The sequence below is a fragment of the Patiriisocius sp. Uisw_047 genome (assembly GCF_047730165.1).
Classification (GTDB): Bacteria; Bacteroidota; Bacteroidia; order Flavobacteriales; family Flavobacteriaceae; genus Patiriisocius.
The window spans coordinates 262286-276344 of record NZ_CP159834.1 but is presented as its reverse complement, the minus strand read 5'-3'; the positions used below and the strand labels follow the sequence as shown (position 1 = coordinate 276344).

At 38.4% G+C, this 14059-nt stretch carries 13 protein-coding genes; 3 read left to right on the top strand and 10 right to left on the bottom strand.

The genetic code is table 11. The features are described 5' to 3' along the window. Positions 1 to 82: 82 nt before the first annotated feature. The 6 genes from ABXT71_RS01340 to kynU all read right to left on the bottom strand — a co-directional run bounded on the left by ABXT71_RS01340 (position 83) and on the right by kynU (position 6361). Positions 83 to 868 (bottom strand): SDR family oxidoreductase, encoded by a 786-nt coding sequence (locus ABXT71_RS01340; RefSeq protein ID WP_415372007.1) that lies wholly within the window; start codon positions 866 to 868, stop codon positions 83 to 85. A 49-nt stretch (positions 869 to 917) separates the two neighbouring features. Continuing rightward, on the bottom strand, positions 918 to 2372 hold the full coding sequence (locus ABXT71_RS01335) for an aldehyde dehydrogenase (RefSeq protein WP_415372006.1): 1455 nt from the start codon (positions 2370 to 2372) through the stop codon (positions 918 to 920). 104 nt (positions 2373 to 2476) lie between these two features. Then, positions 2477 to 2905 (bottom strand): RidA family protein, encoded by a 429-nt coding sequence (locus tag ABXT71_RS01330; RefSeq protein ID WP_415372005.1) that lies wholly within the window; start codon positions 2903 to 2905, stop codon positions 2477 to 2479. Between the two features lie 142 nt (positions 2906 to 3047). After that, entirely contained in the window at positions 3048 to 4454 is a 1407-nt protein-coding gene (locus tag ABXT71_RS01325) for an FAD-dependent oxidoreductase (protein ID WP_415372004.1), read from the bottom strand. Beyond that, the gene (locus tag ABXT71_RS01320; protein WP_415372003.1) at positions 4451 to 5098 is read right to left on the bottom strand and encodes a DUF2306 domain-containing protein; all 648 of its coding nucleotides are present in this window, start codon (positions 5096 to 5098) and stop codon (positions 4451 to 4453) included. The genes ABXT71_RS01325 and ABXT71_RS01320 overlap by 4 nt, the downstream gene beginning before the upstream one ends. A gap of 3 nt (positions 5099 to 5101) precedes the next feature. Next, the gene (gene kynU / locus ABXT71_RS01315; RefSeq protein WP_415373046.1) at positions 5102 to 6361 is read right to left on the bottom strand and encodes a kynureninase; all 1260 of its coding nucleotides are present in this window, start codon (positions 6359 to 6361) and stop codon (positions 5102 to 5104) included. Between the two features lie 156 nt (positions 6362 to 6517). Between kynU and ABXT71_RS01310 the strand changes: the two genes are divergently transcribed. Next, positions 6518 to 8671, top strand: coding sequence for a T9SS type A sorting domain-containing protein (locus ABXT71_RS01310; protein ID WP_415372002.1), 2154 nt, complete (start codon positions 6518 to 6520; stop codon positions 8669 to 8671). On the opposite strand, the gene ABXT71_RS01305 is transcribed toward ABXT71_RS01310, so the two are convergent. Beyond that, positions 8668 to 9351, bottom strand: coding sequence for a hypothetical protein (locus ABXT71_RS01305; RefSeq protein WP_415372001.1), 684 nt, complete (start codon positions 9349 to 9351; stop codon positions 8668 to 8670). The genes ABXT71_RS01310 and ABXT71_RS01305 overlap by 4 nt on opposite strands. A gap of 107 nt (positions 9352 to 9458) precedes the next feature. On the opposite strand from ABXT71_RS01305, the gene ABXT71_RS01300 reads away from it, so the two are divergent. Both ABXT71_RS01300 and ABXT71_RS01295 read left to right on the top strand, forming a co-directional pair. After that, complete coding sequence (locus ABXT71_RS01300; protein ID WP_415372000.1) at positions 9459 to 9623, top strand: CDGSH iron-sulfur domain-containing protein; 165 nt, start codon at positions 9459 to 9461, stop codon at positions 9621 to 9623. A 284-nt stretch (positions 9624 to 9907) separates the two neighbouring features. Further along, complete coding sequence (locus ABXT71_RS01295) at positions 9908 to 10714, top strand: class I SAM-dependent methyltransferase (protein WP_415371999.1); 807 nt, start codon at positions 9908 to 9910, stop codon at positions 10712 to 10714. A gap of 35 nt (positions 10715 to 10749) precedes the next feature. Here ABXT71_RS01295 and msrA read toward each other — a convergent pair whose 3' ends face one another. The 3 genes from msrA to ABXT71_RS01280 all read right to left on the bottom strand — a co-directional run bounded on the left by msrA (position 10750) and on the right by ABXT71_RS01280 (position 13841). After that, positions 10750 to 11433 (bottom strand): peptide-methionine (S)-S-oxide reductase MsrA, encoded by a 684-nt coding sequence (gene msrA, locus ABXT71_RS01290; protein WP_415371998.1) that lies wholly within the window; start codon positions 11431 to 11433, stop codon positions 10750 to 10752. A gap of 506 nt (positions 11434 to 11939) precedes the next feature. Beyond that, positions 11940 to 12722, bottom strand: coding sequence for a zinc ribbon domain-containing protein (locus ABXT71_RS01285; protein WP_415371997.1), 783 nt, complete (start codon positions 12720 to 12722; stop codon positions 11940 to 11942). A 3-nt stretch (positions 12723 to 12725) separates the two neighbouring features. Then, complete coding sequence (locus tag ABXT71_RS01280; RefSeq protein ID WP_415371996.1) at positions 12726 to 13841, bottom strand: Nif3-like dinuclear metal center hexameric protein; 1116 nt, start codon at positions 13839 to 13841, stop codon at positions 12726 to 12728. Positions 13842 to 14059 lie beyond the last annotated feature (218 nt).

The following is a 14059-nucleotide window of genomic DNA, read 5'->3' as shown; positions in this document are numbered from 1 at the left end:
TTTTGTGTCTCTGTATATCTTGATAAAGTTACAAATAAATAACTCAAGAGTTCCTACCCCTGGTAGATGCTAGATGAGGACTTTACAAACTCTTTGTGCGTCCACCGTCTACGGGCAGATTTACGCCGTTAATATAGCTCGCTGCTTCGCTTGATAGAAAAGCAACGGCATTTGCAATTTCTCCAGGATGCCCAAATCGTCTTGCTGGGACAATACTTTTCATAAAGGCTGTAGCCTTTTCTTCAGAGCCGTCAAAACGCTTAGAGGCGTTCTTAATAATGTCTGCTAGCCTGTCTGTAGCTGTAAATCCTGGCAATACATTATTTACCGTAATTCCATATTGTCCTAGCTCATTTGCCAAGGTCTTGCTCCAGCTTGCCACTGCGCCACGAATCGTGTTGCTTACTCCGAGTCCATCAATAGGCTGTTTTACTGATGTAGAAATAATATTAATAATCCGGCCATAATCAGACTCTTTCATTCCAGGAACTACCGCCTGTACCATAATCTGGTTGCATATCAAATGTTGGGAAAAAGCATTTGTAAACTCTGATGTTTCCGCAGAAAAAACAGGTCCTCCTTTTGGGCCACCCGTGTTATTAATTAAAATATGCCAAGTTTTACGTGCTGCTGCAATTTTTACTTTCTCCTTAACTTCTTCAGGATTGTTAAAATCTGCCACAAAGTAATTATGCTTCTGTCCTTTGTCATGGTGAAGCTCAATAAGCGTTTCTTTTAACTTTTCTTCATTACGAGCAACGAGCGTTACAGTCGCGCCATTCTTAGCCAATTGCTGTGCAATCGCCTTTCCTATGCCGGCCGTACTCCCACAAACCAAGGCATTCTTACCTGTTAAATCTATATTCATATATTGTTCTTTAAAAGCTACGCTTTTATTATTTTCATTGTTATTTTTACTACTCCCCGTCCTCCCAAGAAATACAAACATTCTTAGATTCCGTAAAAAACCGAAGTGCTTCAAAGCCTCCTTCGCGGCCTACGCCACTTTCTTTCATTCCTCCAAAAGGTGTTCTTAAATCTCGATTAAGCCATGTATTTACCCAAACAATTCCCGCTTCTAGTTTTTTAGAAAGGCGCATTGTTCTGTCCACGTCCTTTGTCCATAGTGTTGCAGATAAACCATATTTCACATCATTAGCCATAGCGATTGCTTCGACTTCTGTCTTAAAAGCAATCAAGGTTACCACAGGGCCAAAAATTTCTTCTTGATTCACTCTACATTTATTATTTGGTATTTCTATCACCGTAGGAGCGAGGTAGTACCCGCCTTCTTTTCCTGCTACATTCACTTTTTCTCCACCACAAAGCACTTTGCCGCCTTCTTCTTTTGCAATTTCGATATATGAAATTACTTTTTCAAGATGAGGTTGTGACACTAATGCACCCAAGTGTGTTCCGCTATCAAAAGGGTCACCTACTTTCATCACAGAAACTTTGGCTACAAAATCTTTTTTAAATTTTTCATAAATCGAATCTTCGATAAAAATACGACTCCCACAAAGGCAAATTTGCCCTTGATTTGCAAAAGATGACCTCACCGTTACGGCAAGCATCTTATCATAATTACAATCTGCAAAGATGAGGTTTGGATTTTTTCCACCTAGCTCTAAAGATAGTTTTTTAAACATAGGCGCCGCTGTTCTAGCAATGTGCTCCCCTGTTTTTGTGCCTCCAGTAAATGAGATCGCTTTAATTTTTTGGTGCACCACAATGGCTTCTCCCGCTGTGGGCCCATTTCCGTGAACGATGTTGAGCACGCCAGGAGGTAGTCCAGCTTCTGTGCAAAGTTCGCCCAATAAATAGGCAGTCATTGGTGTCACCTCACTTGGCTTTGCAACCACGCAATTACCAGCGGCAATGGCGGGAGCAATTTTCCATGTAAATAAGTAAAGAGGCAAATTCCAAGGTGAGATACAACCAACTACGCCTAGCGGTTCTCGTAATGTAAAATTCATTGTTTGCAGCCCCACACTTTCGTGTGCTTGAGACGCAAATTGTGTGATCGCATTCCCGAAAAAACGAAAATTTGCAGAGGCTCTTGGAATATCTACCGTGGTGGCAAGACTCAACGGTTTACCATTGTCCTTCGCTTCTGCCGCCGCGAGACGGTCTAGGTTTTCTTCTATTAAATCTGCTAACTTTATTAAAATCCTACTGCGTTTGTCTATTGTCGTATTACTCCAGGATGGGAATGCTTTTTCTGCGGCTTTGTATGCTTCGGAAACATCATCTGCATTACTGTCTGGGATTTGAGAATATACCTCCCCAGTACTTGGATTGTAATTATCCAACCATTGCCCAGAACTAGGCTCACAAAAGGTTCCGTCGATGTAATTAAGAATTTTCTCCATTAGTTTTTCTCTTTAAAAAAAAATGAAATTGTTTATTTCATATTTCTCCTACACTATGTGCTTTCTGAATTTCCCGAAGCTTCAAGACAGAATGACACGATTGACTACTTAATAATTGGTTTAAATGCCGTGACCTTAATCTCAACCACTAAATGCGGATGTGGCAATTGGTGCACCGCAACAGTCGTTCTCGCAGGTCCAGTTTCTTTACTGAAAAATTCACCATACACTTGATTATAACCACCAAAGTCGTTCATGTTCACTAAAAAACTTCCTACATCTACCACGTCTGCTAATGTAGCACCTTCTGCAGCGAGGGTGTCTTTTATATTGTTTAATACCGCGCGTGTTTGCTCCTTGATGTCTAGAAAAATGGTTCCCATTTCATCTATTTTGTTGGCTCCGGCGATAGTGTTATCAGGCAAACGAGAACTTGTCCCGCTCACAAATAGAAAATCTCCTGCTCGCTTAATGTACGGATATGCACCTCTTGGTGTTGCCTTTCCTTTTACTATGTTGCTTTTGTTTGTCATTTTATGTTCTTAGTTGGTTAGACTTACGTCTTAAAATTGCTGACGCAATTTTTTGAATCACGAACCACGACGAGTGTTATTAATTCCAATACTACATACACTGTCTTGGTTCTTGTAATGAGCGCAGCGAATGATCTTGTTTCTATAAACTCCCTACTACATCATCATCGTGCAATATGGCTTGTGTTTCACTTTTTACGATTTTTAACAAGGAGCCTGGGGTATCTTCTGTACTTATTTTACCGTCAGATAATAAATTTAAAATAGCCTTGTCTTGTGCGCGTCCCCTTTTTAAAGCTTCTGCATATCCAATACTTTCTGAGAACGTAACTAAAGAGTATTTACTTGAATAATCAGTTGGAAACTGAGTTTCTAATAACATCTCAATCTTCCTTTTCTCTTGAAATAGTGGGCTTGCAGTGTGCTCCTTCATTTCGTGAAAATTATCAACGGCAAGATCTGCAATCGCATCTGTATCTAATTTGCGGGCTTGCTCATATTCTTGAAATATTTTTTTCCAGTCCAATTCACCTTCTGCTTGTTTTTCCAGCACTTCATCAAATACCACGACATCTTCAAAAGAGGCATTCATTCCTTGACCATAAAAAGGAACAATCGCATGTGCAGCATCTCCCAAGATTAGGGTTTTTCCGTAGCTGTTCCAAGGAGAACATTTAATGGTTCCCAAAGGTCCTGTTGGGTTGTCAAAAAACTCTTTGACAAGATTAGGCATTAAAGCAACCGCATCTGGATATTCTTGCGTGAAATATGCTGTCACCATTTCTGGTGTTGTGAGATTGTCAAAACAGTAATCGCTATTTGAATAGGGAGCAAATAAGGTAACGGTAAAACTGCCGTCGAGGTTGGGCAATGCAATTAACATGTCTTCGCCTCGCGGCCAGATGTGTAATGCTCCTTTTTCAGTTCTATAGCCGCCATCTTCTGTGGCTGGAATTGTGATCTCTTTATAGCCGTGCGTTAGATACTCCTGTGAAAAACTGAACAAGAACTTCCTGTCATTAAACATACTTCTTCTAACTAAAGATCCTGCGCCATCTGTTCCTAGAATCACATCCCCTTTTAGTTCGATTCGTTCCTTGGTGGTATAATCTTCAAAAACGGCAGAAGCATTTTCAAGATCAACAGTTTTACATCCTTTATCGAAAATGATTTGAACGTTTGGCATGGCTTCAGCAGCATTAAGAAGCATCATATTTAAGCCTGGTCTAGAAATTGAATTAATAAATTCGCCGTCGCGACCACTATAGTTGCTCATAAAGGTATTGCCTTCCTTATCGTGAATCATTCTGCCCAACATAGGGATGCATAACTCTCTAGCTTCTTCTTCAAGTCCAGCTAATCGCAGTCCTTTAAGACCTCTGTCGCTTAATGATAAGTTAATGGACCGTCCTGCATCTAAATTTGCATCACGTAAATCTGGTCTCTTTTCAACAAGGGTTACATGAAAACCGCGTTGTCCCATTCTTAAAGCTAGGAGACTTCCGCAGAGTCCTGCACCGATAATTAATATTTTTTGATTCTGTGTCATATGTTTTTAGGGCTTTTTATTTGTCCTAGTCTTATTTTTCGCATCCAAAAATAGATGTAAAATCCGCCAATAATGCCGGGGAAAAACCAATTATAGATGCCAGGTAAAATTTGATTCACTACCGCAAATGCCGAAGCTGCAGCAATATAACCGCCCATCATATTTCCTAAGTGCATGCGTAGCCAGTGCTTTTTTAAGGTGTTTACTTTAATTAAAAGGCGTAATGTGTTCAACGAAGCTAGGATTCCGAAAATACCGAAAACTAATAAGACAAAATTTATAGTGCCATTAATAATCAATGGTGATAAAACCATTGATAAAGATATGAGAAGCATGATAATGTTGCCTACAATCTCTATGGTCACATGTTCTATCTTTCGTTTATAACGAAGTGCTCGATACCCAATTAATAAAAAATAGATGCTAAAAAGTCCAATCGAAAATAGAAAGGGACTTTGATGCCCCGGCAAAATTGCAATTACTAATGCTGTTACGGCAGAGATCATCATACTGTAAAAAAATAATTTACCTGTCAATTTATGTCTAACGCTCCCTTTTTTAAATACAATAGCTAGGGTTCCTAAAAGCAAAGCAATACCTCCAAAACCTGCGTGTATGTAAATAAGTAGCGTAGCTGTGTCCATAAATTAGAGGAGTGCTTTTAAACGTTGAACAAATTCATATACGTCTTCATAGTTATTATACAAGGGGGCGGGAGCTACACGGATTACGTCTGGTTCGCGCCAGTCGCTAATTACGCCGGCTTCGGTTAATTTTTTATGTAAGTTTTTATCCGCACTTTTTACTTGAATACTCAATTGTGCGCCACGCTCCTTTTTATTTCTAGGGGTGATTATATGAATCTGATTGTTGTTTAACTCATCTAGTAAATACTCTAAAAATCCTGTAAGTTTTTCAGATTTGGCTCTTAAGTTTTTAAATCCTGCTTCTGCAAAGGTATCTAGACTTGCCCTAATAGCTGCCATTGATAAGATAGGAGGATTGCTTAATTGCCATCCTTCTGCTCCTGGTAATGGGTCAAAATCTTGTCGCATATTAAATCGCGTGTCTTTATTATGACCCCACCACCCTGCAAAACGGTTGAGTTTCTCATTGTTTTCGTGACGTTCGTGTACAAAACACCCGCCTAAACTTCCTGGGCCACTATTGAGATATTTATAGGTACACCATACAGCAAAATCTGCGCCTGTATTATGTAAATCTGGCGCGATATTTCCGGCACCGTGTGCAAGGTCAAATCCTACCGTGCAGTCATAGCTATGTCCTAAATCTGTGATTTTTTTTAATGGGAAATGCTGACCACTATAATAATTTGTGCTCCCTATCATTAAAAGGGCGATCTTGTTACCATGATCTTCCATTATTTTTTCGAGATCTTCATATCTGCATAGATCTTCACCTTCTCGGGGTTTCCATAAAATTAGACCTTCTTTTGGGTCCACACCGTGAAATTTAAGTTGGCTTTCCATCGCGTACTTATCACTAGGGAAGGCGTCGCTTTCAATTACTATTTTATATTTGGTCTTTGTAGGTTGATAAAATGAGACCATCATCAAATGTAGATTTGTAGTGAGGGTATTCATGATGACCACCTCAGACTGTTTTGCGCCTACAATTTCTGCCATGTTTTTCGCAAGAAACTCGTGATAAGGTAACCAAGGGTGGCTCGCATCTGTGTGTCCTTCTACACCATATTTTGCCCAGTCTTTGAGCTCCTTCTCAATGTAACTTGCTGTGGCACTAGGTTGCAAGCCTAGAGAATTTCCGCAGAGATAAATGAGCTGCTTGCCGTGTTGGTCTGAAGGGTGTAAAAATTTATTTCTGAAATGCGCTAACGCGTCCTCACGGTCACATTGTTGCGCAAATGCTAAAGAGTTTGTGTACATCTGTTGGTTTGAATAATGAACTCCCTCAAAAATAATGATTAATATGGTATCGCACTCCATTTATAATACTTGATTGTGATAAAGTTTTGTGCAGTCCGTTTACTGATTTGAACACTTTTTAGTATCCTTGTATTAGGATTCTTACAAGTAATTTTTATGCGTATATTTTTTATATTTCTATGTTGGATTTTTTGTATTTCGGAAGTACAATCGCAATCTATTGCACGAGAATGGAATGAAACTGTTCTTGTTGGGATTAGAAATGACTTTGCCAGACCAACAGTACACGCGCGTAATTTATATCACTCCTCTGTTTTAATGTATGACGCTTGGGCCGTTTTTGATGCTGGAGCACAGACCTTTTTTTTAGGAAAACAATTGGGTAATTATTTTTGTGAGTTTGATGGGTTTACTCCTTCAGAAAGTATAGAAGCATCAAGAAGAAAAACAATGAGCTATGCGGTTTATAGATTAATGAGGCATCGTTTTGCCAATTCTCCAGGAGTAGAAACCATTTTTAATCGTATGGACGATCTTATGCAGCAAGAAGGTTATGACACCGTAAATGCTAGTATAAACTACCAGCTAGGTGACGCTGCAGCACTAGGGAATTATATGGCTCAAGAGATGATTGCTTACGGAATGCAAGATGGGGCTAATGAGGAAAATGACTATATAAATCAATTTTATGAGCCTGTCAATGAAGAATTAAATACAGATATTGCGGGAAATGATATGCTAGAATTTCCGAATAGATGGCAACCACTTAAGATAGAAAATTTTGTAGATCAAAGCGGAAATTCTATACCGGGTGGCACGCCAGAATTTTTGGGTCCAGAATGGGGTTTTGTTACACCCTTTGCTTTAATAAATGATGAGCTCTCCGTTTTACAAAGAGACGAAGATACGTATTGGGTGTATAATGATCCTGGGGCACCTTCCTATATTCAAGAAGGTTTAGGGATAGATGATCCTTATAAATGGGGCTTTGCCATGGTTGCTGTTTGGGGTTCACATTTGGGTCCAGAAAATGAACAGATTGTAGATATCTCACCAAGGAGCATAGGGAATACCGCAGCAATGCCAGAGACGTTTGATGAGTATAAAGCGTTCTACAACTATATAGATGGGGGAGATCCTAGCCAAGGCAGGAGTATGAATCCAATCACAAACACGCCTTATGTTGAGCAACTAGTAAAGAGGAGTGATTATGCCAGAGTTCTTGCAGAATTTTGGGCAGATGGACCCGAGAGCGAAACGCCACCTGGACACTGGTTTACTATTTTAAATTATGTGAGTGATCAGCCAGCGCTTGTTAAAAAATATAAAGGCGAAGGAGAATTGCTTTCAGACCTAGAGTGGGATGTAAAATCTTATTTTGTTTTAGGCGGAGCGATGCATGACAGCGCTATTTCTGCTTGGGGTGTAAAAGGCTATTATGATTATATAAGGCCTATTAGCGCCATTAGATATATGTCTTTTAAGGGGCAGTCTACAGATCCTTCTTTACCGAGATATGACCCACACGGGATTCCATTAATTGAAGGTTATATAGAAATAGTTGATATAGATGATACCTTAGTTGGTGCCTTTCAAGAAAATTTAAATAAAATAAAGTTATATACTTGGCGTGGTCCAGATTTTATTATTGAACCTACAACAGACAGTGCGGGTGTTGATTGGATCTTAGCAGAAGAATGGTTTCCATATCAACGTGCCTCTTTTGTGACTCCTCCTTTTGCAGGCTACGTAAGTGGGCACTCTACTTTTTCTAGAGCGGCGGCAGAAGTGTTAACTCAATTTACAGGAAGTGAATTTTTCCCGGGAGGTATGGGTGTTTTCGATATTAATAAAGATGCCTTTCTCGCTTTTGAAATTGGACCAACAGAAGATATGCAGCTACAGTGGGCAACGTACAGAGACGCAAGTGATCAGACGAGTTTGTCTCGTATTTGGGGCGGTATACACCCAGCTATAGATGATATTCCAGGAAGAAAAATAGGAATCAAAGTAGGGAATCAAGCGTTTGCGTTTGCAGACCTTTGTTTTTCTGGTGGGACACAAGTGAACCCAACCGTTTTTCCTAACCCTGTAGATAATGAGCTTACTATTCTCTACAACCAGACGAGTGCTTTAATGGTGAGTGTATATGATACCAGTGGCAGAAGAATATCGAGAGTAGGTGGTAGTTTTGATAAAGATGCGAGTATGAAGCTAGATGTAAGTACCCTGACTCGAGGCCTATATTTTGTGTCTATAGAAGATGAGAAAGGGAGTGCTCTGCAAGTAATTCGTTTTTTAAAGCGCTAGTTTACTTTAATCCCAGTGAAATAAAGTTTGAAGTCGTTTAGACTATCATTGTGCATCGTAGCAATCTTTACCCCATTGTAATCCTTATAATCTTCCCATGTTGTCGTCATCGTAGGCACTGAATCATTACCTTTTCTAAATACCCATTCTTGCAACATAAAGTCATCACCGTAGTATAAATCATAGGCATCACCTGGTGTGTAACCACCTTCTTCACCATAGGTAATAGTCAGCATATTTACTTCGTCACCAGAAAGCGGTGCTTTAGCTTTTACGGCATTACTAAAAGTGGAGCCTTCATCCCACACAAGATTGAAAGGAGCTAATAACCAGTATTTATCATTGATAAAAGCACTGTCATATTGCGCAGTAGTGCTATCCACAGACATTCTATTATAAGAGATTGTGTCTTTTCCCACAATATAAATTACATCGTTTTTTTTCGGCATCCATTGCCAAGAACGCTCAAAATGACTTTCGCCACGGTCTACATTAAATGTAAAGTCTATTTGGTCAAGCTGTTCAAACTTGTTAAAACCACTTTTAAACGCGATGCTTTGGGCGATTGTTAATACGTTATCCGTTTCATTGACTTCGGAAATGTTAGCGTCTTTATTAGTACTGTCATTACAGGAAACAATAGAAATAACTAGTATGATAAAAGGGAGGGATGTTTTCATGGTAAAAAATTTCAGCAAAAATAAAGAATTGCAGTAAGCCTGTACTATCTTTAAATAATCATTAACACATAGATTCCCGCCTCCGTAGGAATGAAAAATAAATTTTTATGACAAAAGTAAATTTAATAGAAAACGGACCTATGATCGTGCTAGGACAAATGACAATCTCTCACGAAGATGGTACAGAAGAAATAAAAGAAACAAGAGCTTCTTTTTGTAGGTGTGGGAAAAGTGAAAATATGCCGTACTGCAACGGAAATCATAATAAATAAAACCGTAAACAAGAACACTCTTCACTATGCTGCAGTGAAGAGTGTTCTTGTTTTATTGATGCTAGATTAATCTAATGCATCCTCTACATTGTCTGATACTTGTTCTACAGTAGATTTTTCTCTACAACTTGTTGCCGACGTAGCTAAAAGCTCTAGGCAGAATACTAAAAGAAATATTTTTTTCATAATAATTAAGATTGATTTGTTCAAGCAATGAAATAAAAGTACAATTTTTATATATTCAATAATTAACTTTAACGACTAATTAACACAGCCTGTGACTCATGAATTTTGAGAAAGAATTTAAAACCAATAAAGAAACCTGGAATCATAAAGTAGATGCCCATGCGAAAAGTGATTTCTACTTTTTAGAAGCCTTCAAAGCGGGTGCCTCCAGTTTAAACAAATATGAACTAGCAGCACTTGGGGATGTTTCGGGCAAATCATTACTGCATTTACAATGTCATTTTGGACAAGATACTTTGAGTTGGAGTAGGATGGGAGCCTCTTGTACAGGGGTTGACTTATCTGATAAAGCAATTGCTCTAGCGCAAGAACTCAATAGCGAACTTTCCCAAAATGCAAGCTTCGTCTGTTGTAATGTTTTAGAGACGTCGAAGCATATTTCAAAAACCTTTGATATTGTTTTTACGAGTTATGGCACTATAGGTTGGTTGCCAGATTTAAAACCTTGGGCACAAATGATAAGCGAACTTTTAAAGGATCGTGGTACTTTTTATATCGTAGAGTTTCATCCTATTGCTTGGATGTTTGACCATACCTCTGGTACACCAGTGATGAAATATCCCTACCATCAAGAAGAAGCTATATATGAAGAATATAAAGGTACTTATGCAGATGAAAACGCAGCGATAATGAGCAAAGAATATGGATGGAATCACAGCTTGAGTGAGGTGATTCAATCACTCATAGACGCTGGTTTGACTATCGATTCATTTCACGAGATGGACGCTTCGCCTTATGATGTGTTTCCTGATCTGCAGAAAAACAAGGAAGGATTGTATGAATTGAAAGACAAGTTGTATCCTTTGCTTTTTGAAATCAAGGCCACAAAAAAAGTCGCTAGATAATTGCATCTAGCGACTTGAGTTCTTATAGCTTTAGCTTAATGAGCTCCGTCTTCTTTTAAAAGCTGCGAAAATTTGGCCTTAAACTTATTTAATCTAGGAACAGATACATTTCTAATGTATGATTGACTTGGGTGTAGTTTTTCATAATCTTGGTGATAGCCTTCGCCTTCCCAGAATTTTTGAAAAGGCATCACTTGAGCAGCTACCTTTCCAGCGCCAAGATCCTTCTCCAACAACATGATTTTATCATCAATAATCTTTTTCTGCGCATCATCCTGATAAAAAATAATGGAGCGATACTGAGATCCGTTATCCGGGCCTTGACCATTTACTTGAGTGACCCTTTGTGAGCCAAAATAAACAGCTACAAGGTCGCTGAAACTTACCACCTTTGGGTCATAAATAATCTCTACGGCTTCTGCGTGACCTGTTCTACCTGTGTTACTAGATTCGTAAGTTGGATTTTCTGTATGACCACCACTGTAGCCAGAGATAGACTCTTTAACACCTTTTACACTTTCGTATACGGCCTCTACACACCAGAAGCATCCACTAGCGAAATAGGCTTTTTCTAGTCCATTAACGGAAGCTACTTTTACTGGAACTTCTTTCTGAGCAATGGCCGCCGCGCTTTCATTTAGTTCATTACTTTTAGATTGGCAAGAGCCACTCAAAGTTAGTAATAAAGAGAATGTAGTTAAAACAATATATTTTTTCATACTATTAATTTTTATTTTTTGGTCGCAGGATACTGGTCTGACTTAGATAATCAAAGTTATGAAATATGCCTTCACATTATGTGAAGACTTTGTTATAATTAAGTTTTATTGAAGTTGTCGGTTTTTTGGATGGTTTGAACTCAAAATAATTAGTTGTCGTATATTTCGGACACTTTGGATTAGATTGTTCTACAACCGTTAATGTGCGTTTACACTAACGCTCGTTTGAAGCCAGTGCGATTAATAGTTATTGATTGGCGCCAACAGGAAAAAAATCAAAACTATTATTCCGGTCAAAATAATTAAAATATCTAGAATAACGGTTACTCTAGTATTTCCGGGTAATAATCCGGCTATGAATTATAAGATTATTTTTAGTATATCTATCAACGAGATTTATTTAATGTAATAATTTCCGTCATAAATATTACTGTGAATCAATAATGCAAAAAAAACGCCACTTAACATTTCTGCTAAGTGGCGTTTATATATAAGTGTAAAATAAATTATTTAATTTTATTAAATACTTTATTCATTTTCTCTTGTTCTTCAAAAGCTAGGGCTGCATCAACCAAGACACGTCCACTATGCTCATCTGTAATAATTTTTTTACGAGAACCAATCTCCATAATTACTTGTGGTGGGATTGTAAAGAAAGATCCACCAGATGCTCCACGTTCCACTGCAACAACAGCGAGGCCGTTTTTCACATTTGTGCGGATACGTTTGTATGCTTTTACAAGACGCTCTTCAATTTGTTTTTCGTACTTCTCAGACTCTTTTACAAGCGTAGCTTCTTCTTTCTCCGTTTCGCCTAAGATCTCATCAAGCTCTTTTTGCTTATGTGTTAAGTGCTCTTCTCTTTTAACGAGTTGCTGCTTAGTCTCTTCGATTACAACGGTTTTCTGCTCAATCTGTGCTTTAAACTCTTTTATATGCTTGTCTGCAAGTTGAATTTCTAATTCTTGAAATTCTACTTCTTTAGTCAATGAGTTAAATTCACGATTGTTGCGCACATTGTCTTGTTGCTTCGTGTATTTTTTGATGAGCTCTTTAGCTTCTTCTATCAACTGTTTCTTTCCCTTGATATCATCTTCGCTTACGATGAGACCATTCTGAAGTTTTTCCAGACGCGTCTTCATTCCTTCTACTTCGTCTGCAAGATCATCTACCTCTAAAGGAAGCTCTCCACGCACGTTACGGATCTCGTCAATGCGAGAATCGATAAGCTGCAAGTCATACAACGCTCTTAATTTTTCTTCAACCGTAATTTCTTTCTTTGCTGCCATAAATTAAAAATAGCTAATGGGATTTGTGTTTATTTTAGATAAAACCACCCTACCTTGGGGCAGAGCAGGTGCAAAATTACTACTTTTTTTGCTAAGAAACGTATGTAAAAGTTCTTTTGTGAATTGCTCACTTTCATAGTGCCCTATATCTGCCATCAATAGCTCATTTTCAGCTTTGTAGAAGTCGTGATATTTAAGATCTGCAGTGATAAAAACATCTGCTCCAGAGCCTTTAGCAGCATCAATCGCAAAAGCCCCGCTGCCTCCTAAAACTGCGACCGTTTTTATTGTTTTGTTTCTAAACTTTGAATGCCGCACTACTTGCGCATTCATTTGTTTTTTTAGAAATGTTAAAAATGCAGCTTCCTCCATTGGGGTCTCTAAGGTTCCTACCATTCCCATCCCAATATGTTGGTTCGTGTTTTCTAAGTTTAACACCTCATATGCCACTTCTTCGTAAGAATGCGATGCGTGTAATGCTTTGATAACGGCACTTTCTAAGTGCTTCGGAAATGTTACATTAATTTGAGTTTCTTCTGCGGTGGTTAACTCGTGCTTCTTGCCTACTACGGGATTTGAATCTTCATTTCCTTTATAAGTTCCTGTGCCCTCTAAGCTAAAACTACATTCTTTATAATTGCCAATACTCCCTGCTCCTGCCTCAAACAATACCTGTCTCAAAGCTTCTGCTTCACTTAGGGGTGCATAGGTAATTAGTTTTTTGATTGTCCCTTTTTGAGGGATTAAGATTTTCCGGTTCGTAAGTTTAAGACGATCACAGATGCCAGCGTTTACACCATTAAAACTATTATCTAGCGCGGTATGTATGGCATAAATAGCAATATCATTCTTAATCGCTTTAAGAACAACGCGCTCAACATAATTCTTACCAGTAATCTTTTTCAGTCCAGAAAAAACTATTGGATGAAAACTAACAATGAGATTACAATTAGTTTCAATAGCTTCATCAACCACAGATTCTAAGGAGTCCAGCGTCACTAGTATCCCGGAAACTTCGGTAGTAGCATCTCCTATTAAAAGCCCTGTGTTGTCAAAACCTTCCGCATAGGCTCTTGGCGCTAATACTTCTAATTCACTTATAATTTCAGAAATTTTCATTCGTCTGTTTTGCGTAAAGATAGCAGAAAGGTGCTTTTTGCAGAAATATTTATTGATTATATGACGTTTCACAAATGAAGGTAATGGAGAAAATAGAATTCTTGCTAGTCTTATAAGGCTATCTCTAGCTTGGTGCTGATTACTATTTTTAAATGCTTTCGAGATTTGCCTCACTGGTTGCGGATTTCAGGTTTTATTTTTGAGTCTTGAGAGGTATT